We start from the raw sequence: 22,575 nt of genomic DNA, 5'->3' as shown, positions 1-22,575 counted from the left end.
CCCTCTCATAAGATGAAAGGTAAAGCTCACACTAAATGTAGTGAGGAATTCTCACACATCTGCCTGAGGGGGATTTTCATGAAAAGAAAAGCTGCAAGAGATCAAGCGCTAAAAAACAATTTCACACCGAAGGAAAGCCTGCCTGATACGGAATTTTCAAGCGAGGCTGTATACAGTCAGGAAAATCCGGCTAAAGGCGCAAATCGCAACAGCAAAAACGGAAGCAAAGGGCGCTCCGGAGGTTCATTTTCATGACAAAAAAAACAAACAAAAGCGCACACAGCGAACAGCATAAAAAGCCGATGGAGCCAAGTCTTCTTGAAGAAGAGTTTGGAACCGAAATGGGCGATTACAACTCAGCCAAATTTATAGATGCATTTGCAGAGAAAAAAGCAAAGGCATGTAAAAAAAGCGGCAAACAAGAGAGTTAAGGGAAAAAGAAAAGCGGAACCGCTGATGCTTGTGCAGCTGGTTCCGCTTTTCTTGTTAACTGACTTTCTCTTCAAGTTTTCGTTCTGTCACTGCGTAAGGAGTCGTCTTCAGCGTGATTGGATCGTAATGAACAAGGACAATGCTCTCTCCCATGATCAGTTCGCCCGTTCTTAAATAGGCATCAAGCTGGAACGGCACTTTATCAAGTACAGTATGCTTGTATAAATCTTTTTCAGCGAATGCTTTCTTTTCAAATTCTTCGCCAAGCAGGCCAGGGTTTGAAAGAATGGTTTGATAGAGCTTGCTTCTTTCTGTTTTTGAGAGCATATCATCCCACCACGGCTTGCGAGGTTTATGTTTTTGAGAAGACAGATAATCAAACTTCATAAAGCCTTCAGCAAGGGCTGCCTGCTCTTTATAATGAGTGGACAGGAAGGTGTATAGACGTTTAAATAAGTCTTCGAGCTGATGTCCGATTCGGACCCAGCCCTGTTCATCCCAATATGTTCCAAATGCCTGGAAAAAGTCAAACGGAGTATCAAAGACGTCTCTAATTAAATATTCAATCGTTGCATCCATGCGATGGTCGTTCCAATACTTCTCTAAAACATCCTCAACCTGTTTGATCTTCACAATGTCCTCAAACGGAAGCACATTGTTTTTCAAAATCTCATATGGAGAGTGGTCCATATAGACATAGTCATGATCAGCAGCTCGCAAGCGCAAGCCAGTGCCGCGAAGCATTTTCAGGAATCCGAGCTGCATTTCTTCAGGGCGCATTTCAAACACATCATTAAAGGTTTTACGGAATGACGTATAATCTTCCTCTGGAAGTCCCGCAATTAAATCCAGATGCTGATCAATTTTTCCGCCTTCTTTTACCATTGTGACAGTGCGTGTCAATTTGCTGAAGTTCTGGCGTCTCATCACAAGATCATTTGTCGCATCGTTTGTAGACTGTACGCCGATTTCAAAACGGAACAATCCTTTTGGAGCATTGTCGTTTAAAAATTGAATGACCTCTGGACGCATGATGTCTGCGGTAATTTCAAACTGGAACACGGTTCCTGGAAGGTGCTCGTCAATTAAAAATTGGAACATTTCCATTGCGTAGCTTCTGCTGATATTAAACGTGCGGTCCACAAATTTAATCGTTTTTGCTCCGTTTTTCATCAAGTAGCGAATGTCGTCTTTTACTTTTTCGCGATCAAAATAACGTACGCCTACTTCAATTGATGAAAGACAGAACTGACAGCTGAACGGGCAGCCTCTGCTCGTTTCAATATAAGTGACGCGCTTTGAGAGATGGGGAATATCTTCTTCGAAACGGAAGGGAGAAGCGAGTTCAGCCAGATTGATTTTATTTCGCTGCGGATTAATCATAATGCTGCCATTTTCTCTATAGGCAATTCCGCTTACGTTTTTGAAATTTTGTTCGGCCTGCAGCTCTTTTAGAAACTGTTTAAACGTTTCTTCTCCTTCACCGATGACGATGTGGTCGACCTCGGGAATCTGCTCCATCCATTCCCTTGTATCGTACGTCACTTCTGGACCGCCAAGGATAATGATCAGCGATGGATTTATCTTTTTCATCATTTTAATAATCTTGATTGTTTCTTCTATGTTCCATATATAGCAGCTGAAACCGACAACATCAGGCTGCATGCGGAAAAGATCTGTTACGACATTCATAGCAGGATCTTTAATCGTATACTCAGCAAGCGTGACATCGAATTCAGGCTGTGCATGTGCTTTTAAACAGCGGAGGGCAAGACTGGTATGAATATATTTTGCATTTAATGTACTCAGTACAACTTTCATTTAAAACACCACTTCTACCTTAATTTTTGAATCAATCTATTCTATCACATTTTAGCCATAAAAGAAGGAGAGTAAAAAACATGGAAAAAACCATCACCGCTGATGGTGATGGTTTTTCTTTATCTGTATTGAACCTTTTCTTCTCTGTTCTTAAAGTATTTCTTTAAATTCGTAGCCTTCAGTTCAATAATCGGCTGTGTCACAGTTTTGACAAAGTTTGTTGATAAGATAAACGTTAGCAGTATGGACAGAAGAATAATCAGCGTGACGCTCTGATAATCCTTAAGCCAATCAAGAGCCTCACTGTTTCTGAACGATTTGACAATGAAACCGTGCAGCAGATAAACATAGAATGTTCTTGTTCCCCAATGAGTGAAGAAAAAGTTTCTCTTCGGGATCAGGGACAGAAAACTGAAAGTCAGAATAAATGTCAGACTGTAAAATCCTAATCGGATAAATGCATCTGCCGCATCTGCATTGCTTACTGCAGAATAGGGCTTCGATCCAAACAGCCATTCATAATCAAAATCAAGATTGAAATAGGCAATAAACGTTACAAGCAATAATGCAATGGATGCTAAACGGACCTTCGCCGCTGTTAATTTCTTGAAATGTGATTTATCAAGGTAGAATCCAGCTAAAAAGAGCGGGAAGAACACAAATGTTCTTGATACACTCAAGTAATTGCTGGCTGAATCCACATAGCCGATTGCTACGCCAAGTCCAATCGCAATCAGCATCGCCAGTCGCTTGTCAAGCTTAGTGTAAGCGAATAAGAACAGATTCCAAAAGAATAAACTCATAAGGAACCACAGCGACCAGTGCGGATCTAATGGATCAACAGCAAGTGTGTTTCCGGATTCCACTAAGAAATAATACACAGAGTAAATTCCCTGGAAGATTAAATAAGGGATGATCAGTTTTTTAAAAATTTTCTGCACATAGCCCTTTTTGTTGTATCCTTTGGCAAAGAACCCTGAAATCAAAATAAAAGCCGGCATATGAAAGGTATAGACAAATTTGTAAACATTCAGCATAAATTCATTATCATCAATAAATGAGCGAATCACATGACCAAACACAACAAGTATGATCAGAATAAACTTCGCATTATCGAAATAGCTCTCACGATTTTTCATACAATCACCCATTTTCACAGAAGTCATAAGAGGCTTCAGAGTTTAGTTTCCCCACAAGCAGTATTTGTTACCCTTTTACCCATCTTACAAAGAGTTTAAAACAGCCAGATTGGAATATAAGCTATTTTAAAAGGATTGTAAAGAACATGTAAGGTATATGTAAAATGTTAAAATATTTGCATTTTTTGTCTGAATTGAACTGTTTGTGTAGGTACTATGGAGTAAAATTGTCACTTAACAGAAAATGATGAAGGACAATTCATTTTCATGTTGAATTTAAAAAGGATGAAAATTTGCCCGGCGGCAAGGAGCGAAAAATAGCATGAGCCAAGTTATCAATAAATGTGAAATCACATCGCTGCAGGAACAGATTAAGTTGCTGGAAATGGAAAACAAACGCCTTCTGGAAAACAGCCGTCAACATGAAATCGTCTTTGAAAGTGCAATGGAAGCCATCATTATTATTGATGAGTCATTTCATTTTATAGATTGCAATAAATCAGCATGCCACCTTTTTCAACTGACAAAAAAAGAAATGCAGAAGCGAAAAATGTGCGATTTTTTATCACTGGTTCCTCATCAGCAGCTTCATAAGCAGGTGGAAGAACTGAGGGATCATGATCAGACCTCAGATGAACTGATTATCAAGCTTGACAATGGACAAGTGAAATTCATCGAGATTTCCATCCAGAAAAATGCACTTGGAACGAAGCATTTAGCGTTAATGCGCGATATTTCCTCTAATAAAATGCTTGAGCGGGAACGGACAATCAATGAACAGCTCTTTAAAGATCTTTTTCACCGGGCTGTGGACGGCATTGTCATTTTTGACGGCAGCGGCCAGTTTATCGATGCAAACGGTTCGTTCTGTCAAAACTTTGAAATTGATAAAAGCAAACTGAGTTCATTTAAACTGGATGATTTTATTGAAGGGGAAAATCAGTTTAAACTGGATAAGCTGTGGTCGATCCTGAATGAGGGTGGCCGTGCCAAAGGCGAAATGCCTGTTCTCCTTCAGTCAGGAAGAAAAAAAGTGTTTGAATTCACTTCAACATCAAATGTGCTGAGCGGATTTAATATGGCGATTATGCGGGATATTACCGAAAAACGGAATATGGAAATGAAGCTCTTTAAAAGTGAGGAACGCTTCAGGGAGATCTTTGAGAATGCAATCGATGCCATCATTATCTGGAACAATGACGGCAGAATCATCAGTGCCAATCAGTCCGCCTCCAGGACCTTTGAATTGTCGATAGAGAATTTGATCAGCAGCAGTATTTACGACTTCATGGACTTAAGCGATCTGAAGTTCAGAGCCGCTAAAAAAGAATATGTGCAAAAAGGCGCCATCCGGGAGGAATTATTGTTTTACATGCCAAACGGACAATGCAAACAGCTTGAATTCACATCAAAAATGGACGTGACAGACGGCCATCATTTGACCATTCTCAGGAATGTCAGCGATCGAAAACGCATGGAAAAAGAGCTCCGCGAAAGCGAACAGAAGTTCAGGAAGATTTTTAACGGAGCGATGGACGGCATTGTGCTGATTGATGACAGCTACACGATTATCGACGCGAATCCGACAGCAAGCCATATCCTTGAAATTCCGCTTCTCGAAATTCATAAATATAACCTGCACGAGCTGATTTCCTACGATAAAATAGAAGGGAATTCAATGTATTTTATCGATGAAACAACAGAGGAAATCCCGTTTAAGCTTCAAAATAATAAAGAAAAAATCCTGGAGTTTTCATTAAAGCGGAACATTATTGAAAACATGAACCTTGCGATCTTCCGCGACATTACCGAAAAGAAAGAATTGGAAGAACGGCTTCGCAAATCAGATACTCTGAGTGTCGTCGGTGAACTCGCAGCCGGAATTGCTCATGAAATCCGCAATCCGATGACTGCTTTAAAGGGATTTATTCAGCTTCTTGAAGCGAATGTCAAAGAAGATTTTTCGATGTACTTTAATGTCATAACATCTGAGCTGAGCAGGATTGAATCCATCATTACCGAGTTTTTGATCCTTGCAAAGCCCCAGGCGATTTCCTATCAGGAAAAAGATGTGGTCACCATTATGAAGGAAACGATTGATCTGCTGAATGCCCAGGCAATCCTTGTAAATGTACAGATCCAATTGAATCACAATGGGTCTGTCCCGCTTGTTTATTGTGAGCCAAACCAGCTGAAACAAGTATTTATTAATATCTTGAAAAATGCGATTGAAGTGATGCCGAGCGGAGGCACGATTCAAGTAGATATTATCATGAAAAATGAAAATGAACTTCAAGTCTCAATTATTGATGAAGGATCAGGAATTCCTGAAGATAAAATCAAGCGTCTTGGAGAGCCGTTCTATACTACAAAAGACAGAGGAACTGGCCTTGGTTTAATGGTCAGCTATAAAATTATTGAAGAGCACTGCGGCAAAGTGGAGGTTGAAAGCAAAGTCGGAAATGGTACAGCGTTTCACATCACACTGCCGATCAGACAAACCATGTGAGAGGAATCCATATGCACTCATACACAGCAGTTCACACACCAATTGGCAAAGTAATCGTAACAGCTGATGATCACTTTATTACAAAGGTGTTCCTTACAGAAGAACAATTTGAAGAACATTTGCTCAAACATCCGATGCAGCAGTCAGATGAGCAATATTTATTAAAGGAAGCAAAAAAACAATTAACCGAATATTTCGAAGGAGGAAGAACCACTTTTCAGCTGCCTTTCAAGCAGGAAGGAACGGCTTTTCAAGAACAAGTGTGGTCCGCTCTTTCAGAGATTCCTTATGGTGAGTCACGTACTTACCTTGATGTCGCTGTTAAAATCGGCAACCCAAAAGCGGTCCGGGCAGTAGGACAGGCCAACAAGAAAAATTCCCTGCCGATCTTCATCCCCTGTCACCGCGTGATTGGAGCTAAAGGAATGCTGACAGGATATGCAGGCACAAAGACGGATTTAAAAGCAGTTCTGCTTGACCTTGAAAAAATTTCTTATCATTCTTAATTTGCTTGTCACATACTTAACCGCGCGACATATTATTTAGTATAGTTAAAAAAGTTGCCCCGGCGCAAAAAAGGTGTGTGATGAGAGTGTGGAAACGTCCAAATAAACTCGCATTCTATGCTGATTTATTTTCAAAAATGAATGTGATTACGGAAGAGCAGAAAAAAACGATACTGAGCAAGAAATAGAGGAGTTCAGCAGCAGTCTGAGCTCTTTTGCTGTGAGGGGGAGAAACAAATGAAAGATCCAAAAGACGAAAAGGGGATACACACCGATTTTATCAATCGGATGACATACGGGGAGTACCTTCATTTAGAACCGCTGCTCAGCAGCCAAAAGCGATTGTCCGGCCATCATGATGAAATGCTGTTTATCATCATTCATCAAGTAAGCGAGCTGTGGATGAAACTGATCCTTCATGAACTGAGCGCAAGCATTGAAGCTATTGAAAAAGGGGAATTATCGATGGCCTTTAAAATGCTGGCACGCGTATCAAAAATTCAATCTCAAATCATTGAAGCCTGGGACGTTCTTTCAACCTTAACACCATCAGAATATGTCCAGTTCCGCGACAAGCTTGGACAAGCATCAGGCTTCCAGTCTCATCAATACCGGATGATTGAATTTGCATTGGGATACAAAACTACACATGTATTGGAAATCTATAAAAAAGATCCAGATTTGCACCGCGCACTGACTGAAGCGCTCCATAAGCCAAGCATCTATGACGTGTCAATTCAAGCGTTGGCAGCAGCGGGCCTTCCTATTCCTGATGAAACACTGAACAGGGACGTAACCGTTACCTATAAAGGTGATCCGGCAGTTGAGGCTGCGTGGCTTGAAGTCTACCGCAGCCCAGAGACGTACTGGGACTTATACGAACTTGCTGAAAAGTTGATTGATATCGAAGACTGGCTGCAGCAATGGCGCTTCAGGCACATGAAAACAGTTGAACGCATCATCGGCTTCAAAAAAGGAACAGGCGGCTCATCAGGTGTCACGTATTTAAAGAAGGTGCTCGACCATCGTTTTTTTCCGGAGCTTTGGGATATACGGACGAAGCTGTAAGGATTGCATGCCCATTCCATTTGGAATTGGGCATTTTTTGTTGTAAATTGTTCAACTCATGAGTTTTGCCCAAATAATCATAAAAAATTCCAATTTTTCAATTGACACCAATTTAACAATTCGATTATCATCTAATTAGACAATCATCTAATCGGAGGAGAAATTCATGCAGCTGAACAAACTCGTCACGTTTCATAAAGTTATGGGAGATGCGACCAGGATCCGCATTCTGGCCCTTTTATCCAAAGGTCCCAAAAACGGTCAGGCGCTATCGGGGATTCTCGGACTGACACCGCCGACCATTACACACCATTTAACGAAGCTTAGAGAAATCGGCCTGATTTCTGAAAAAAGGGTAAAAAACACCATCTATTTTCAGGTGAATGAAAAACTGCTGCAGCAGCTGTCACTTGGCATGATGGAAATTGTAACTGGCAAAGGGGAGCTTGAAGTGAATCAGGAAAAAACAGCAGAGCATACAAAGATACTTGGGAATTACTTAACGAAGGACGGCAAGCTGAAAACCATTCCGCCGCAGCGGAAAAGAAGGCTGATTGTTCTCTATCATTTAGCAAAGGGATTTGAAGCAGGCAAGAAATACCCGGAAAAAGAGATCAATGAATACATTAAGAGATTTCATGAGGATTTTGCGACGATTCGAAGAGAATTTATCGTTAATCACATCATGTACCGGGAAAACTCCATTTACGAATTGAACCCTAAAGAATTGTGGGCGAAAATTGAATAGGAGCGGATGCTATGATTAAACTGGAGCCAAGAGAAAAAGAACACCTTCCTGCTGAATTGGAAATCATGAATTCCAATCCGGATTTTAATCTTATTTCATGCGGGAAACCTCATCTGACGGAAGAAGATTTACGGAAAGAACGCGAAGAAGGAAAAGCAGTTGATGCAAAACGGTTTATGATTAAACAAAAGAATCAAATCATAGGAATCATTGAATATTGCCCGCTGAATCCAAATGACGGGAAACCGTGGATTGGCTTATTTATCATTCACCGCGATGTTCAGGGCAAGGGACTTGCAAAGCTTGCCTATGAAACAGCAGAAGAGGAACTCCTTTCTGTGGAAGGGTTCAGCGAAGTCAGGCTCGGGGTGCTGACAAATAATGAACGCGGCAATTTATTCTGGCAGCGGATGGGATATACCGCTTTTAAAGAAGGAATGTATGAGAATAGACCAATCTATCATTATGAGAAGAAAATAAAGCAGCAGAATTTTGTTACTGGATGCTAATAAATGAAAAGGAATAAGAAACGACTTGTGAATAGACACGAGTCGTTTTCTTTTAAATGGCGTATATGTATAAAAACCTCAACCTGAATCATGTAGACTCAGTTGAAGTTTATAATTCAAGCGCATGTGCAGGAGTGTCAGAATAGAAATGTTTTGGTTTTTACATAGTTATTAAACTGGGATAAGTAGATGGCAACTTGTGGTTGCGGGGCAGTGCAACTACAGTTATCTTTACTTTTAGCTTTTGGTTTAACAATAATGGATTATAGATTAGAGAAAGGTGATTAGTGAAATGTTTTTTTGTGAGAAATTAAAAAGTGAGAGAAAGAATAAAGGCTGGTCTCAAGAAGAATTGGCCGAAAAACTTTTTGTAAGCCGTCAGTCCGTTTCAAAATGGGAGACAGGTCAGAATTATCCAAGTATTGAAATCATAATTAAATTAAGTGATCTCTTTGGTGTAACAATTGATGAATTGTTAAGGAGTGATGAGGAATTGACAGAGAAAGTAATTAAAGATAGTAAGCAATTGGCACATCCGAATATGAAATTTATGTTTGATGTTGTGTTTTTGATAGGTGTTTCTCTTTTGGTGATAAAAATAGGGATTGTCATGTTAAACAAATTTACTGCTTTAGATTTTACTTTGTATGGAAGTTCATTTTTTCTTAATTTTGGATCACTGATTTTAATGATCGGTGCAGGGCTTGGTTCAAGTATTATTAAAGAAAAATATAAAGAAGATTGAATACTGATCATCTACATTTATGTAAAATGAAGAAACGAGGATATAAAAAGAGGCTGCGATAAAAGGTTTTCAGCCAAAGAAAAATCCGAACTATTATATGAAATTCCAACTTGAATTTCGTTTTAGTTCGGATTTTTTTCTTAGTTCTTTTCATAAATATTGTTGCTACAGGACTAAATGTTAGAAACTTTAAGTGGAGCGGAAAGGAACGAACAGTATTTATCATGAAAAACAACAAGTATGCGAAAATAGCCCTTTCTTTTAATGGTTTTCGCACTATTCAATGTTCAGCTTTCATTCAGGAAATGATCGTTATGTCCCAGCCTCTTTTTGCAATTCCAGCCAATAATGATTCCGCTCTACTTTTTCTGTAAATGTGACAATGCCAGCGCCCCAACCAAGATGGCCCCTTTAATGATGTCCTGAGCATAATAAGGAACATTCAGCATGGTTAAGCCGTTGAGCAAAATACCGATCAGGATGGCGCCAAAGAACGTGCCGATGACATTTGGCTTGCCCGCTCCAAAGACGGAAATCCCAATAAACGCAGCAGCCACTCCGTCCATCAATAGGGGAGCACCGGCTGAAACCTGTCCTGTTCCGATCCGTGATGCAAGGATAATTCCTGCGATCGCTGCAAAAACGCCGCTCAGCACATAGGCATATGTCCGGTAACGATTAACAGGTATACCGGACAGTCTTGCAGCTTCCCGGTTTCCGCCGGTCATATAAAACAGCCGGCCGGGCTTTGTATACTGCAAAAATAAATGTACAAGAATGACAGTGATGATCATCAGCAGAGCTGAAAAGGGAATTGAAAACAGGCTGCCCTGTCCGATGAAAAGAAACGAAGGAATAAACTTCCCTGTCGCGGTTCCGCCGCCTTCAAGCGGCATGCTGTTGTAAATTGAGTACCCCTTTGTGTACGTCAAATGAATTCCGTTTACGATATACATGACTGCAAGTGTTGCGAGCAGATCAGGAAGTTTTACTTTTACAACTAAAAAAGAATTGATTAATCCGACTGCGATTCCGATTACGATCGGGACAAGCAGCGCGACAAGCAATTCCTGTCTGAATAAAACGAGAGCAGCCGCACTTCCTATCGTGGCAAGACTGACAGTCGATCCTACAGATAAATCAAATCCATCAACAATCAGTGAAAAAGTAATACCGATTGCAACAAATGTGACAATTGAAATCGACCGCAGGATATCACTGAAATTTGAATATGTTAAAAATTCGTCCACTGCGATGCTGAAGTAGATGGTCACAGCTAGAATGACGAGCATTGTGCCGTGTTTATACAGAAAGGGCAGAATGCTCCTTTGTTTTTTTGTCTTGATGACGACGGCTTCCTCCATCATCTTCACCTCCTGATGCATAATAAATGAGCTTTTCTATCGTTGCTTCCTCATGTTTGAGGACTTTGGCCGCTTTGCCTTTATTTAATACAATGATGCGGTCGGCAACCTCCAGAAGTTCCTCCCATTCACCTGAAAAATAGACAATTCCTTTGCCTTCCGCAGCAAGCTGCTGAATCAGCTGGAAGACTTCTTTTTTGGCGCTGACATCAATCCCTTTTGTCGGTTCATCAAAAAGAAAGAGAGAGGAATCAGTATTCAGCCATTTTCCAATGACGACCTTCTGCTGGTTTCCTCCGCTCAGCAGACTTGTGGAGATGGTAGGGGAGGCAGCTGAAATATTTAACCGGCTGATCAGCCGGTTTGCTAATGCTTGTTCCTTTTGCTTTGAAATCCAAAGGCTCTTTGTGATGGAGCCTAGCGACTGCATCGATAAATTCACCGATACAGGTTCATGAACAAACAAGCCCTGTTTTCTTCTCTCTTCAGGAATCAGGCAAATGCCTGATTGAATGGCGGCTGCAGGGGAGCTGAGTTTAACTCTTTTCCCTCTAAGTTCAACAGAGGCTTTGGTTGTGCTTAACCCATATAACGCTTCGGCGAGCTCTGTTTTTCCAGCTCCTGCAAGACCTGCTACTCCGACAATTTCTCCTTCATGGACATGGATGCTCAATTTGCTGCCGAACTTTTCAACCACTACATCTTCTGCACGAAATAAAGGTTTATCGAATGTCTTACCTGTTTTTCTTTTCTCGATTTGAAAAGCGGAACCAATCATATGCCTGACGATCTCTTCAATTTCGATGTCTGCAGTATTCCCGCTGTGAACAACGCTGCCATCCCGTAAAATGGTCACTCTGTCGCAGATTTCTTTTACTTCTGAGAGCTTATGAGAAATGTAGATAATCGCTGCACCTTCTGCGCGCAGTTTTCTGATGATGGTAAAAAGAATGTTGGTTTCTGTATCACTTAGAGGAGCTGTCGGCTCATCTAAAATGATGTAGCTTGCAGATGCAGAAAGGGTTTTGGCAAGTAAGATCAGCTGTTTTTCTTGAAGCGTGCAATCTTGAACAAGCTTGTTGACATTGATCCTGAGGCCGACCCGCTGCAGAACGGTTTCTGCGTCCGCTTTCAGCTTTTTGTAAGAAATAACTGCTGACTTTTGATCAGGGATGTTTGCCGCGTTTTCATAGACTGTGAGAGTAGGGAAGAGGGCAGTGTCCACTTCCTGGACAACAAATCCGATTCCAGCTTTTTTAGCGTCTGTTGGATCCTGAAAGACAGCTTCCTTTCCGTCTATGGAAATGGTACCCTGATCTGGTTTGTAATCACCCGACAGAATCTTCATCAGCGTGCTTTTGCCTGCGCCATTCATGCCTAGAAGCGCATGAACCTCTCCTTTTTTGACAGTAAAGGAAACGCCTTTTAAGACGTCTGCTTCACCGAAGGATTTGCAGATGTCATCCATGATGAGGGAGCTCATGTTTATTCCCCCTTCGTTTCAAGTGTTTTCATCCATGGCGATGTAGCAACAGTGGATGTGCCCCATCCTGGAACATATTCTGAGAGAGAGTCCATTTTAATAGATTGCTCCGGAAGATTGGATCCTTCGACAAGATGCGGTTCCAGTGAATAAATATTAGGTGTTTCTTCTCCTGCAATCTTTTGATAAGCAAAACGAACCTGTACGCGTCCGACTTCGGCAGGATCCGTGGCCGCAGTTGCTCTCCATGGACTATTTTCCTGCTGCATCAGCTCAAGGTCTTCATCACTTAAATCAATTCCATACACTTTAATTTCATCACGGCCAGCCTGCTTAATAGCACGAGTGGCACCTTTTGCAAACTCATCCCATGCTGCAAAGACAGCATCAATTTCGCCTTTGTTCGGATACTTTTTTAAGATGGCTTCCATCTGTGTTTGGGTATCTAATGCTGTATTGGCGCTTGCCGTCCCGAATTTCGCTACTTCTTTAATGTTTGGATAACGCTGCTTGAACGCTTCATAAATGGTGTGGCGTCTTTCCATTGGAGTAAATCCAGCGACCCAGACTGTAACAATTTCTCCTTCGCCATTTAAGTCTTCAGCTAATGTTTTAAGTGATTTCCAGGCAAGGCTGTAATCGTCCTGATCAATGACGGTTACGCCGTCTACATTGATGTCGCTGTCAAAGGCTACAACAGGGATGCCTTTGGCAACAGCTTTTTCAACAGGGCCTTGAAGGGCATCTGCACGGCCGTGGTCAATTAAGATCGCATCCACATTTTGCGTGATGGCCGTTTCTACATATGTAGCCATTTTTGATAGATCGTTATCTGCGTTGTAAATTTGCACAGATCCGCCGAACTTTTCGACTTGCTCTTGAACACCGGAGATGTATTGAGAAGAAAACGTGCCAATTGACATCTGCATAATCGCTGCAATTTTGAGCGGCTTTTGCACGGCTTCAGGTACTTCTGTGCTGCCGGAAGCAACAGCTGCAGCCGATTCTTCTTTCTTTTCTTCAGAAGCTTTCGGCTCAGTGCCTACAGCAGCATCCTGTTCACTTGTGCACCCCGCTAATATAAATACAAACAATGTCAGTAAAATAAATGTGTGCCGGAACCCTTTCAATTTAAGCTTCCCCCTTGAATATTTTTTGAATTTCTGATTGATAATCACCGGATAAAACGCCTTTTTCTGTAATGATTCCCGTGATCAAATGATGGGGAGTTACGTCAAAAGCAGGATTGAACACTTTTACATAATCAGGGGCAATCTGCTGCCCGCCAAAATGGGTAATTTCCTTGGAATCGCGTTCCTCAATTGGGATGTCTGCACCGCTTTTCGTTTCAGGGTCAAACGTAGAAAGCGGGGCTGCAACATAAAACGGGATTTGAAAGGCGCCGGCTAAAAGAGCCAGATTATACGTCCCGATTTTATTGGCGGTATCCCCATTTGCCGCAATGCGGTCTGCCCCGACGATGATGGAGGAAATGCCTTTTCTGAATATCGTATGTGCAGCCATGCTGTCGGTAATCAGCGTCACATCGACATCTGCCTGCATGAGCTCCCAAGTTGTCAGGCGAGCACCTTGCAGAACAGGGCGTGTTTCACATGCGTAAACGGATAGATGGATGTTTTTTTCCTTAGCAAGATAGAAGGGTGCAAGAGCCGTGCCGTAACGGGCAGTAGCAATGGAACCGGCATTGCAGATCGTCATGACAGAATCGCCGTCTTTAAAAAGCGGGAGGGCGTTCTCGCCGATTCTGCGGCACGTCGCTTCGTCTTCTACTTGGATTTGTATGGCCTCATGAAGAAGGCTGGTTTTCGCTTCGTTAACAGAAACGGCACGCTGCGCGCTTTTTACCAGCCTGCCAAGGGCCCAGAATAAATTAACGGCTGTCGGTCTTGAGCTTGCAAGATAATCATGATCGCGGGTAAGCTGGCTGTGAAATTCGTCTAAATTATCGGTTTCATACTGTTTGGCAGCAAGAGCAAGGCCAAAGGCGGCGGTTATTCCGATCGCAGGAGCACCGCGCACTTTTAATGCTTTAATCGCTTCCCATACGTCTCTGACCGTTTCAAGTTTTATATATTCTGTCACAGCAGGGAGCTTTTGCTGATCAAGCAGGCGGATATATGTTTCTTTCCATTCAACAGAACGGGGAATGACGGTATTTGTAAATGACATGATGATTTCTCCTTATCTGACAGGTACTTGTTTAAAATAATCTGCAAGTTCTCCAGTTGTTTTAATAGCTTGTCGGTTCTTTACAAGCTTGCTTCCTAAATCAAGTGCACGCCGTTTTGCTTCAATTTTGCGCTCGTAAGGTTCGATAGAATCAAGATCTGCTACGTGGGCAAGGCCGATAGTCCGTCTGATGATTTCAATGCCTGCAAAACCAATTGCATCTTCAAATGCTTTTTCGAGAATAAAAGAAAGATAGCCGTCCACTTTTGAGTAGGCTTCCAGACTGTCATTCTTCCATGCTTCAGAAAATTCTTTTTCAAAAACAGTCCAGGCTGTTTCGATATGATTCAGAAGAACCTGCTGTTTCTCTTCGTCTCTTGAAATGGCATTCATTAATAGGTTTGCGAAGAAGTGTCCAAGGTCAAATCCGATCGGACCATAATAGGCGAACTCTGGGTCAATCACCTTCGTTTCTGTTTCACTTGCAAAAATACTGCCTGTATGAAGATCGCCGTGAATAAGCGTTTCAGCTTCTGTCAGGAATTTATGCTTTAATTTAGCCGCTTCCAGTTTTAGCTGACCATCGTTCCAAATGTTTTCTGCATCCTGTCTCAGCTCTTCTTCAAAGCTGTTTGACTCATAGTCGAAAAACGGATCTGTAAAGACAAAATCTTCAGTTATTTTGCAAAGCTCGGGGTTCGAAAATTGTTTGACAAACTGTTTTTTTACCTGGGGATTCAGTGCGAAATCAGAATTGTAGAATAATGTTTTTCCTAAAAACTCACCGATGTGTCTTCCTAAAAGCGGGAAGTCCCTGCCTTCAATCAAACCGGCTCTTGCAATCTGCAGATGAGAAAGATCTTCCATTGCCGTGATTGCCAGAGTTTCATCCGTGTAGTAAATCTTAGGCACATACGAGCTTGCCACTTCTGCCTGCTTCAGCAGGGCGCTGCTTTCAATTCTGGCGCGGTCAAGAGTAAGCGGCCAGCTTTCCCCGATAACTTTGGCATATGGAAGCGCCTGTTTGATGATGATGCCTTTCTGATTTTGATTCACAATGTGAAAAACAAGGTTCAAGTTGCCGTCGCCAATTTCCCTGCACGTCAGGACACTTTTTTCTTCAAACAATCCAAGTCTGATGGCTAGTGCGACAGCGGCACTTTCAGTTAACGGTTCATAAGCAGATGATCGATAGTTTGACATAGTTTATAACCCTCCAGTTTTAATAGTTAGAGGCTTTTCAGGCAATAAGAAAAGCCTCTTCCACAGTGAAAGAGGCTTGAAGTCATAGGCTTCGCACCTCTTATCTGCCAGAAAGTAATTCTTTCTGTTGGAATTAGCACCGTGCCTTGTGGGAGAAATCTCCCCGCGCATAAAAAACTGCGCCCCATTTTACAATGGTTTTACGGTCGGTTGCTGGGCGTCATCGGGCCAAATCCCTCAGCCTACTCTTGATAAGAGATAGTATGAAATTAACGTTTCGCGATATGAAAATGTATTCGCATAATTTGGAATTTATCACTTGTTCTGAATGTTAACAGGTAAAATGAAAAACTGTCAATACTTTTTTTAAGAGTAAAAATGAGGAAGTCTGTCTTTGAAAATAGGAATTTGTTTCCTGATTTCATGCGCTTTCTCCATTTGGAGCACTGCTGTAATGGAGGTTTGTTCTGTCCCGGCCTCAGCCAAAATTTCTCCCCATGGATCAATGATCATCGAATGGCCGGCGAACACATTTTTCGGATCACTGCCTGAGCGGTTGCAGGCTACAACAAAACACTGATTTTCAATCGCACGGCTGATCAGCATCGATTTCCAGTGATGAAGTCTTGGGAGCGGCCATTCCGCCACTACATAAAGAATTTCTGCTCCTTGTGTTGTATGAACACGGATCCATTCAGGGAAGCGGATGTCATAGCAAATGACGCCTGCACTCTGCAAACCGTCAAGCTGAAACAGGCCTTTTTCAGTTCCGCCGTTTAAATACAGGTGCTCATCCATCAGTTTAAAAAGATGAAGCTTGCTGTATTCATGGATAAGCTCACCATGTCTATTAAAAATATACATCGTGTTAGTCACGCCTGATTCCGTTTTCTTCGCAACAGAACCAGCCACAATATTGACTTCATGTGTTTTAGCGAGACTGCTTACAAGAGCGATTGTGCTGGTTCCGTCTGGATCTGCAATCTCGTCAAGCCGAGTAAGATCATAACCGGTCGTCCACAGTTCAGGGAGAACGATCACATCCGGTTTTTCAGCTGCTGCTATTTTTTCTATTTCTTTTTTAACCGTTTCAATATTTGCTTCAGGGTCACCGAATACAAGGTCTATTTGCAGGCAAGCCACTTTTGGATTCATCACTCGTCATCTCCGCCTTAAAAATTTTTCTTTACAAGCTGACTCTAACAATATATGATTTTTCACTAGAATTTCAAGAATTTTTTGAGAAGGTGTAAAACATGAAAAACTTCAATCAATCACAGTTATTAAATAAGCTTCCAAAGCAGTTTTTTGCAAGTCTCGTAGCAAGAGTGAATGCAAGCATTGAAGCGGGGCATGACGTAATTAATCTTGGACAGGGGAATCCTGATCAGCCGACACCGCCCCATATTGTAAAGGCGCTTCAAAAGGCGGCAGAAAAACCGGACTACCACAAATATTCCCCGTTCCGCGGTCAGAAATTTCTTAAAGAGGCGATTGCGGAATTTTACAAGCGGGAATACGGTGTGACACTGAATGCTGACAAAGAAGTTGCGATTTTGTTCGGCGGAAAAGCAGGACTTGTTGAAATTCCGCAATGTTTACTCGATCCTGATGATTTAGTTCTCGTACCGGATCCGGGCTATCCTGACTATTGGTCCGGGGTAGAGCTTGCCCGCGCCCGAATGGAATTTATGCCGCTTGTACAAGAAAATCAGTTTTTGCCGGATTACGGTGAGATTACTGAAGAAGCGAAGAAAGAAGCAAAGCTTATGTTTTTGAATTACCCCAACAATCCTACAGGTGCAGTTGCCACAAAAGAATTCTTTGAAGAAACCGTTGCGTTTGCAAAAGAAAATGAGATTTGCGTTGTCCATGATTTTGCTTATGGCGCCATTGGGTTTGAAGGTAAAAAACCAGTCAGCTTTTTAGAAATTGAAGGGGCAAAAGAAACTGGGATTGAAATCTATACTCTCTCTAAGACTTACAATATGGCAGGCTGGAGAATAGGCTTTGCGATAGGCAATGAAAGTGTAATTGAGGCGATTAACCTCTTGCAGGATCACATGTTTGTCAGTGTGTTCAGTGCTGTTCAAGAAGCGGCTGCAGTTGCCCTGCTTGAGCCGCAGGCCTGTGTGGATGAACTGGTGGAGCGGTACGAGAGCAGACGCCATGCATTCATCACTGCTCTGAATGAGATCGGCTGGAAGGTTGAAGCGCCTCCTGGTTCGTTTTTTGCCTGGCTGCCTGTTCCGGAAGGCTATACGTCCGAATCCTTTGCCGAATATCTTCTCGAGCACGCACATGTCTGTGTTGCACCGGGTGTCGGTTTCGGGAAGTTCGGAGAAGGCTATGTAAGGGCAGGGCTTTTGACCTCAGAAGAAAGACTGAAAGAAGCCGCCCAGCGGATAAAATCTCTGAATTTATTTTGAATTGGCGGTTGACAGTCTTTTGAAAAACTGTCATAATCCAAATTAAATTCAGGTTATTCAGATATTCAGAACATAAAATAAATAAGCCATTCTTATCAAGAGCAGGTGGAGGGACTAGCCCGATGAAGCCCGGCAACCGACTTAAACCAAGGTTTAAGCACGGTGCTAAATCTTGCAGCATTCGCTGATAGATAAGGATCTTAGCCATGTCAGATAAGGTCTCTTTTCGATTAGCGGAAAGGGGCCTTTTTTATATGTTTAAGGAATCGTAAGATTTGCGCATAGATGTCAAGCGGAGTCGCTCAGGGTCCCGGCCAGAACAAATTCGGCAAAAAAGTCAAATCCCGGATTTCTGCCGAATTCTTATCTGCCATGCCTGAGCTAAACGGGCGCGTGTGCATTTTCTAATATTGTTATGGAAGGCGGTACAAACATGAGCGGAATTACAGCAACCTATCTTATCCATGATGAGAAAAATTTAGAAAAAAAAGCAGAGGGGATTGCTCTTGGCTTAACCGTTGGTTCATGGACGGATCTTCCGGAACTGACGCAGAAACAATTGCAGCAGCACAAGGGGAAAGTAATATCCATTGAAGAGTTCGACGCAGAAGATAAAGTCTCAGCATTTCTAAACAAACGCGTCAAAAAAGGCATCGTGAAAATTTTTTATCCAGGGGTAAATTTCAGCCATGATTTGCCGGCGATTCTTGCGACCGTGTTCGGAAAGCTTTCCTTAGACGGCGAAGTGAAGCTGCTGGATCTGGATTTTTCAGATGATCTTCTTGCGGAGTTTCAAGGTCCTAAATTCGGGATCAGCGGCATCCGTGAAAAACTGGGCGTGTATGACAGACCTTTATTGATGAGTATCTTTAAAGGCGTCATAGGACGGGATCTCTCATTTTTAAAGAATCAGCTTAAAGATCAGGTGCTTGGCGGGGTCGATTTAGTAAAAGATGATGAGATACTGTTTGAAAATCCGCTGACACCATTTGAACAGCGGATCTCTGCGGGAAAAGAAGTACTGAACGAGGTTTATGAGCAGACGGGTCATAAGGCAATGTACGCGGTTCATTTATCAGGCAAAACATATGATTTGAAAGCAAAAGCAAAGCGTGCGGCAGAGCTTGGAGCAGATGCGCTGCTGTTCAATGTGTTTGCTTACGGCCTTGACGTGCTTCAAAGCCTGGCTGAGGACAAAGACATCGGCATTCCATTGATGGCTCATCCTGCTGTCAGCGGTGCATTGGCATCATCATCCCTATATGGAATCTCGCATTCTCTTTTACTGGGAAAATTGCTGAGATACAGCGGGGCGGATTTTTCTTTGTTCCCTTCACCATACGGCAGTGTTGCGCTTGAACGGGAAGCAGCCCTCTCCATCGGGGCAGCCTGTAAAGAAAACGTGCGTCTGAAGGAAACATTCCCTGTCCCTTCAGCAGGGATTCATCCGGGACTCGTCCCTGTTTTAATCCAGGACTTCGGATTAGACAGTGTCATCAATGCCGGCGGAGGCGTTCATGGCCATCCAAATGGCGCTGCTGCAGGAGGAAAAGCTTTCCGTGCAGCGATCGATGCTTCTTTACAAGGCATCTCATTGACAGAAAAAGCTAAAGCAGATGCTGATTTGAGAATCGCACTCGATCTGTGGGGGCAGGTGGAGGTGAGCAAATGAGCAAGCCGATCATCATCTGTGATTTTGACGGAACCATCACAAATAATGACAACATTATTGCCATCATGAAAAAGTTTGCTCCGCCTGAGTGGGACGTTTTGAAGGATGATGTACTGAGTCAGCGGATTTCTGTCCGCGAAGGAGTAGGGAAGATGTTTCAGCTGATTCCATCCGAGCTCAAATACGATATCATTCAATACTTGCTGTTTACGGCTCAGCTTCGGGATGGATTCAGGGAATTTGTTCAATTTACGGAGGAGAAAGAAATTCCGCTTTATATCGTCAGCGGAGGAATTGATTTCTTTGTCCACCCCTTGTTGAATGGTCTTGTAGACCGGAGCCGGGTTTACTGCAATGAAGGTGATTTCAGCGGCGAGACAATTGAAATCTTATGGCCAAACACATGCGACGCGCAGTGCAGCAATGACTGCGGCTGCTGCAAGCCGAGTTTGATCAGGAAGCTTGCAGATCCAGGTCAGGAAGTCGTTGTCATCGGTGATTCTGTTACAGACTTAGAGGCTTCAAAGCTTGCAGACTTTGTATTTGCGAGAGATTTTCTTCTGGAAAAGTGCAGGTCTATGAATCTTCCGCATCAGGAATTCACTACATTCTTTGATGTGATAGAGGGCCTTAAAGAAAAGCAGGAGGCGGTATTATGAGTATATTAAACCAGCGATGGGTTGAGCTTGCTGCGGTCAAACGCGAGCTTGCAGAGCGTGACTGGTTTCCCGGCACCAGCGGAAACTTGGCAATTAAAGTGAACACAGAGCCGCTTTCATTTTTAGTCACATCCAGCGGCAAGGATAAACGAATCGAGACAGACGAGGATTTCCTGCTGGTCGATGGAGACGGGGCAGCTCTTGAAGAAACAAAGCTTACGCCCTCTGCAGAAACCCTTCTTCATGTGGAAATTTATACTCGTACAAACGCAGGCTGCAGCCTCCACGTCCATACAGTTGACAACAATGTGATCTCAGAGCTCTACGGCGATGAGGGCGGTGTTGCGTTTAAAGGCCAGGAAATCATCAAAGCGTTTGGACTTTGGGAAGAAGATGCAGTGTGGCGTATTCCGATTATTGAAAACGCGGCTCATATTCCGGCGCTCGCTGCTGACTTTGGCCAGTATGTTAAGGAAGACTCTGGCGCTGTATTAATCCGCAATCATGGCATCACGGTGTGGGGTAAAGATGCTTTTGAAGCGAAAAAAATCCTTGAAGCATGCGAATTTTTATTTTCCTATCATTTAAAAGTACTCTCTTTCAAACAAGCTAAATCGCTCTCATTAAGAGCTTAATTTTAGGAGGAATCAGGATGGCAACGATACGATTACAGGAAACAAATGAAAGAATCTCTGATCAAAAGGAGGTAGCAGCCTTTCTTGTGTCTCAGGAAGTTATTTATGAACACTGGGATATCGAAAAACTGCCGGAAGCTTTAAGAGAAAATTACAGTCTGTCAGATGAGCAAAAAGAGGAAATTCTGCAAGTATTCAAGGATGAAATTGCGGATATTTCAGAGCGCCGCGGCTACAAGGCTCAGGATGTCATCTCTCTGTCTGACAGCACTCCAAATTTGGATCAGCTGTTGCAAAACTTTCAGCAGGAGCATCATCACACAGATGACGAAGTGCGCTTCATCGTCAGCGGCCACGGGATTTTCATCATTCAGGGTAAAGATGGCTCGTTCTTCGATGTGGAACTGAATCCGGGCGACCTGATCTCCGTACCGCCGAACATCCGTCACTATTTCACTCTTCAGGAGGACCGTAAAGTTGTCGCCGTGCGCATCTTCGTTACATCTGAAGGCTGGGTGCCGATTTACGAAAAAGAAGAACAGCAGGCTTAAGTTGAAATCCTCTTCACCTGTATGGTGGAGGGGGTTTTTATTTTGCTGCTGCAAGACTGAAAAATCAGCAAGACCGTTAAAATACCGAAATAATTTTAATTTTCTTTACTCTCTGCTGATTGTATGGTAAATTTTCAACAATAAATAAGCATTAAAGGGAGGATTGCAAAGATGAAGATTCGCTACAATTTCGTAAAAAAAGAGGATGTCAGGTACTGTAAAGCAGAAAGCACTGTAAAGGAAGCTTATGAATTGCTGAAGGAGTCAGGATACCGGAGCATTCCGGTGCTCAAAGAGAATGGCACAGCTTTTGCCGGGTTAATCTATAAGGTGGATCTTCTTGATCATTATGTAGAAAAGCAGGGCAAGGACGAGGATTCGATTGAGTCTCTGATTCAGGATCCGGATGCATTTATTTATGAAGAGGATTCTTTCTTTAAGACATTCCTTACCATCAGACGTCTTCCATTTTTAGCGGTGCTGAATGAGAAAGAAGAATTTTCCGGCATTATTACGCATGGCAACGTCATGGATGTTCTTGAGGATTCGTTTGGCATGAAGACAGGCGGATATATTCTGACAGTCGGCACGAAAGAGCATAAAGGAGCCATCAAGGAGCTTGTTTCAACTATTAAAGATGTAAACATCGAAGGCTTGCTTACGCTCGACAACGGGGATACATACTTAAGAAGAATCATCATCAATCTCTCACATGACGTTTCAGAAAAAAAGCTGAACAAAATCATTAAGAAGCTGGAAGATAAAGATTTCCGGGTAACTTCTGTAGATGATGTGAACTTAGGAGAAAAAGTGCTGACGAAGCAGTAAGATTATTTTTAAATAATAAATTGTGAAAAGCAGACCGGAAATATTGGTCTGTTTTTTATTTTTTATATGGCTCTTTTCATAAAT

General features: G+C 42.5%; 22 protein-coding genes and 2 riboswitches. Of the genes, 14 read left to right on the top strand and 8 right to left on the bottom strand.

Annotation, left to right across the window (positions count from 1 at the left end; translation table 11 throughout):
• Positions 1-78: 78 nt before the first annotated feature.
• Together E2R53_RS23195 and E2R53_RS09455 are read left to right on the top strand one after the other, a co-directional pair.
• Positions 79-255 (top strand): hypothetical protein, encoded by a 177-nt coding sequence (locus E2R53_RS23195; protein WP_165970940.1) that lies wholly within the window; start codon positions 79-81, stop codon positions 253-255.
• On the top strand, positions 252-431 hold the full coding sequence (locus tag E2R53_RS09455; RefSeq protein ID WP_133311520.1) for a hypothetical protein: 180 nt from the start codon (positions 252-254) through the stop codon (positions 429-431). The genes E2R53_RS23195 and E2R53_RS09455 overlap by 4 nt, the downstream gene beginning before the upstream one ends.
• A gap of 55 nt (positions 432-486) precedes the next feature.
• Here E2R53_RS09455 and E2R53_RS09450 read toward each other — a convergent pair whose 3' ends face one another.
• Both E2R53_RS09450 and E2R53_RS09445 read right to left on the bottom strand, forming a co-directional pair.
• A complete protein-coding gene (locus E2R53_RS09450; RefSeq protein WP_133311519.1) occupies positions 487-2,253 on the bottom strand; it encodes a B12-binding domain-containing radical SAM protein in 1,767 nt (588 codons plus the stop codon).
• Positions 2,254-2,372: 119 nt separating this feature from the next.
• Complete coding sequence (locus tag E2R53_RS09445) at positions 2,373-3,392, bottom strand: acyltransferase family protein (RefSeq protein WP_286166132.1); 1,020 nt, start codon at positions 3,390-3,392, stop codon at positions 2,373-2,375.
• A 322-nt stretch (positions 3,393-3,714) separates the two neighbouring features.
• Between E2R53_RS09445 and E2R53_RS09440 the strand changes: the two genes are divergently transcribed.
• From E2R53_RS09440 to E2R53_RS09415, 6 genes are all read left to right on the top strand, one after another.
• Positions 3,715-5,901, top strand: coding sequence for a PAS domain-containing sensor histidine kinase (locus tag E2R53_RS09440; protein WP_133311517.1), 2,187 nt, complete (start codon positions 3,715-3,717; stop codon positions 5,899-5,901).
• 11 nt (positions 5,902-5,912) lie between these two features.
• Positions 5,913-6,407 carry a methylated-DNA--[protein]-cysteine S-methyltransferase gene (locus E2R53_RS09435; protein WP_133311516.1) on the top strand — a complete coding sequence of 165 codons (495 nt, stop codon included), beginning with the start codon at positions 5,913-5,915 and terminating at the stop codon, positions 6,405-6,407.
• A gap of 237 nt (positions 6,408-6,644) precedes the next feature.
• Complete coding sequence (gene kynA, locus E2R53_RS09430) at positions 6,645-7,475, top strand: tryptophan 2,3-dioxygenase (RefSeq protein ID WP_133311515.1); 831 nt, start codon at positions 6,645-6,647, stop codon at positions 7,473-7,475.
• A gap of 166 nt (positions 7,476-7,641) precedes the next feature.
• The gene (locus E2R53_RS09425; protein WP_133311514.1) at positions 7,642-8,223 is read left to right on the top strand and encodes a metalloregulator ArsR/SmtB family transcription factor; all 582 of its coding nucleotides are present in this window, start codon (positions 7,642-7,644) and stop codon (positions 8,221-8,223) included.
• 11 nt (positions 8,224-8,234) lie between these two features.
• A complete protein-coding gene (locus tag E2R53_RS09420) occupies positions 8,235-8,732 on the top strand; it encodes a GNAT family N-acetyltransferase (protein WP_133311513.1) in 498 nt (165 codons plus the stop codon).
• Positions 8,733-9,024: 292 nt separating this feature from the next.
• On the top strand, positions 9,025-9,477 hold the full coding sequence (locus E2R53_RS09415; RefSeq protein WP_133311512.1) for a helix-turn-helix domain-containing protein: 453 nt from the start codon (positions 9,025-9,027) through the stop codon (positions 9,475-9,477).
• 359 nt (positions 9,478-9,836) lie between these two features.
• Here E2R53_RS09415 and E2R53_RS09410 read toward each other — a convergent pair whose 3' ends face one another.
• The 6 genes from E2R53_RS09410 to E2R53_RS09385 all read right to left on the bottom strand — a co-directional run bounded on the left by E2R53_RS09410 (position 9,837) and on the right by E2R53_RS09385 (position 16,872).
• On the bottom strand, positions 9,837-10,844 hold the full coding sequence (locus E2R53_RS09410) for an ABC transporter permease (RefSeq protein ID WP_133311511.1): 1,008 nt from the start codon (positions 10,842-10,844) through the stop codon (positions 9,837-9,839).
• Positions 10,780-12,324: a sugar ABC transporter ATP-binding protein gene (locus E2R53_RS09405; protein ID WP_133311510.1), complete on the bottom strand. Its 1,545-nt coding sequence runs from the start codon at positions 12,322-12,324 to the stop codon at positions 10,780-10,782. Before E2R53_RS09405 ends, E2R53_RS09410 begins: the two co-directional genes overlap by 65 nt.
• 2 nt (positions 12,325-12,326) lie before the next feature.
• On the bottom strand, positions 12,327-13,454 hold the full coding sequence (locus E2R53_RS09400; RefSeq protein ID WP_133311509.1) for a sugar ABC transporter substrate-binding protein: 1,128 nt from the start codon (positions 13,452-13,454) through the stop codon (positions 12,327-12,329).
• 1 nt (position 13,455) lies between these two features.
• Positions 13,456-14,514: an S-methyl-5-thioribose-1-phosphate isomerase gene (mtnA, locus tag E2R53_RS09395; RefSeq protein ID WP_133311508.1), complete on the bottom strand. Its 1,059-nt coding sequence runs from the start codon at positions 14,512-14,514 to the stop codon at positions 13,456-13,458.
• A gap of 12 nt (positions 14,515-14,526) precedes the next feature.
• Entirely contained in the window at positions 14,527-15,717 is a 1,191-nt protein-coding gene (gene mtnK, locus E2R53_RS09390) for an S-methyl-5-thioribose kinase (RefSeq protein WP_133311507.1), read from the bottom strand.
• Positions 15,718-15,814: 97 nt separating this feature from the next.
• Positions 15,815-15,975, bottom strand: a riboswitch (SAM riboswitch).
• Between the two features lie 108 nt (positions 15,976-16,083).
• Positions 16,084-16,872: a carbon-nitrogen family hydrolase gene (locus E2R53_RS09385; protein ID WP_133311506.1), complete on the bottom strand. Its 789-nt coding sequence runs from the start codon at positions 16,870-16,872 to the stop codon at positions 16,084-16,086.
• Between the two features lie 101 nt (positions 16,873-16,973).
• Here E2R53_RS09385 and E2R53_RS09380 point away from each other — a divergent pair, with 101 nt between their 5' ends.
• The 6 genes from E2R53_RS09380 (at position 16,974) to cbpA (ending at position 22,491) form a co-directional block, all read left to right on the top strand.
• Positions 16,974-18,146: a pyridoxal phosphate-dependent aminotransferase gene (locus E2R53_RS09380; RefSeq protein WP_133311505.1), complete on the top strand. Its 1,173-nt coding sequence runs from the start codon at positions 16,974-16,976 to the stop codon at positions 18,144-18,146.
• An 89-nt stretch (positions 18,147-18,235) separates the two neighbouring features.
• Positions 18,236-18,344: riboswitch (SAM riboswitch) on the top strand.
• A gap of 235 nt (positions 18,345-18,579) precedes the next feature.
• Complete coding sequence (gene mtnW, locus E2R53_RS09375; RefSeq protein WP_133311504.1) at positions 18,580-19,818, top strand: 2,3-diketo-5-methylthiopentyl-1-phosphate enolase; 1,239 nt, start codon at positions 18,580-18,582, stop codon at positions 19,816-19,818.
• On the top strand, positions 19,815-20,477 hold the full coding sequence (locus tag E2R53_RS09370) for a 2-hydroxy-3-keto-5-methylthiopentenyl-1-phosphate phosphatase (protein ID WP_133311503.1): 663 nt from the start codon (positions 19,815-19,817) through the stop codon (positions 20,475-20,477). Before mtnW ends, E2R53_RS09370 begins: the two co-directional genes overlap by 4 nt.
• A complete protein-coding gene (locus tag E2R53_RS09365; RefSeq protein WP_133311502.1) occupies positions 20,474-21,112 on the top strand; it encodes a methylthioribulose 1-phosphate dehydratase in 639 nt (212 codons plus the stop codon). Before E2R53_RS09370 ends, E2R53_RS09365 begins: the two co-directional genes overlap by 4 nt.
• Positions 21,113-21,129: 17 nt before the next feature.
• Positions 21,130-21,663 carry a 1,2-dihydroxy-3-keto-5-methylthiopentene dioxygenase gene (locus E2R53_RS09360; protein ID WP_133311501.1) on the top strand — a complete coding sequence of 178 codons (534 nt, stop codon included), beginning with the start codon at positions 21,130-21,132 and terminating at the stop codon, positions 21,661-21,663.
• Between the two features lie 171 nt (positions 21,664-21,834).
• A complete protein-coding gene (gene cbpA, locus E2R53_RS09355; RefSeq protein WP_070876000.1) occupies positions 21,835-22,491 on the top strand; it encodes a cyclic di-AMP binding protein CbpA in 657 nt (218 codons plus the stop codon).
• Positions 22,492-22,575: the final 84 nt, after the last annotated feature.

This window comes from Peribacillus frigoritolerans (assembly GCF_004358755.1).
Lineage (GTDB): Bacteria > Bacillota > Bacilli > Bacillales > Bacillaceae > Bacillus_P.
Note: the sequence above shows the minus strand (reverse complement) of the source record. Positions and strands in the feature narration are given on the sequence as shown.

What these genes read in the sequence shown, in the direction of transcription:
- E2R53_RS23195 (WP_165970940.1), top strand. Translation starts at nt 79, where the DNA reads ATGAAAAGAAAAGCTGCAAGAGATCAAGCGCTAAAAAACAATTTCACA.
- E2R53_RS09455 (WP_133311520.1), top strand. Translation starts at nt 252, where the DNA reads ATGACAAAAAAAACAAACAAAAGCGCACACAGCGAACAGCATAAAAAG.
- E2R53_RS09450 (WP_133311519.1), bottom strand. Translation starts at nt 2,253, where the DNA reads ATGAAAGTTGTACTGAGTACATTAAATGCAAAATATATTCATACCAGT.
- E2R53_RS09445 (WP_286166132.1), bottom strand. Translation starts at nt 3,392, where the DNA reads ATGAAAAATCGTGAGAGCTATTTCGATAATGCGAAGTTTATTCTGATC.
- E2R53_RS09440 (WP_133311517.1), top strand. Translation starts at nt 3,715, where the DNA reads ATGAGCCAAGTTATCAATAAATGTGAAATCACATCGCTGCAGGAACAG.
- E2R53_RS09435 (WP_133311516.1), top strand. Translation starts at nt 5,913, where the DNA reads ATGCACTCATACACAGCAGTTCACACACCAATTGGCAAAGTAATCGTA.
- kynA (WP_133311515.1), top strand. Translation starts at nt 6,645, where the DNA reads ATGAAAGATCCAAAAGACGAAAAGGGGATACACACCGATTTTATCAAT.
- E2R53_RS09425 (WP_133311514.1), top strand. Translation starts at nt 7,642, where the DNA reads ATGCAGCTGAACAAACTCGTCACGTTTCATAAAGTTATGGGAGATGCG.
- E2R53_RS09420 (WP_133311513.1), top strand. Translation starts at nt 8,235, where the DNA reads ATGATTAAACTGGAGCCAAGAGAAAAAGAACACCTTCCTGCTGAATTG.
- E2R53_RS09415 (WP_133311512.1), top strand. Translation starts at nt 9,025, where the DNA reads ATGTTTTTTTGTGAGAAATTAAAAAGTGAGAGAAAGAATAAAGGCTGG.
- E2R53_RS09410 (WP_133311511.1), bottom strand. Translation starts at nt 10,844, where the DNA reads ATGATGGAGGAAGCCGTCGTCATCAAGACAAAAAAACAAAGGAGCATT.
- E2R53_RS09405 (WP_133311510.1), bottom strand. Translation starts at nt 12,324, where the DNA reads ATGAGCTCCCTCATCATGGATGACATCTGCAAATCCTTCGGTGAAGCA.
- mtnA (WP_133311508.1), bottom strand. Translation starts at nt 14,514, where the DNA reads ATGTCATTTACAAATACCGTCATTCCCCGTTCTGTTGAATGGAAAGAA.
- mtnK (WP_133311507.1), bottom strand. Translation starts at nt 15,717, where the DNA reads ATGTCAAACTATCGATCATCTGCTTATGAACCGTTAACTGAAAGTGCC.
- E2R53_RS09385 (WP_133311506.1), bottom strand. Translation starts at nt 16,872, where the DNA reads ATGAATCCAAAAGTGGCTTGCCTGCAAATAGACCTTGTATTCGGTGAC.
- E2R53_RS09380 (WP_133311505.1), top strand. Translation starts at nt 16,974, where the DNA reads ATGAAAAACTTCAATCAATCACAGTTATTAAATAAGCTTCCAAAGCAG.
- mtnW (WP_133311504.1), top strand. Translation starts at nt 18,580, where the DNA reads ATGAGCGGAATTACAGCAACCTATCTTATCCATGATGAGAAAAATTTA.
- E2R53_RS09370 (WP_133311503.1), top strand. Translation starts at nt 19,815, where the DNA reads ATGAGCAAGCCGATCATCATCTGTGATTTTGACGGAACCATCACAAAT.
- E2R53_RS09365 (WP_133311502.1), top strand. Translation starts at nt 20,474, where the DNA reads ATGAGTATATTAAACCAGCGATGGGTTGAGCTTGCTGCGGTCAAACGC.
- E2R53_RS09360 (WP_133311501.1), top strand. Translation starts at nt 21,130, where the DNA reads ATGGCAACGATACGATTACAGGAAACAAATGAAAGAATCTCTGATCAA.
- cbpA (WP_070876000.1), top strand. Translation starts at nt 21,835, where the DNA reads ATGAAGATTCGCTACAATTTCGTAAAAAAAGAGGATGTCAGGTACTGT.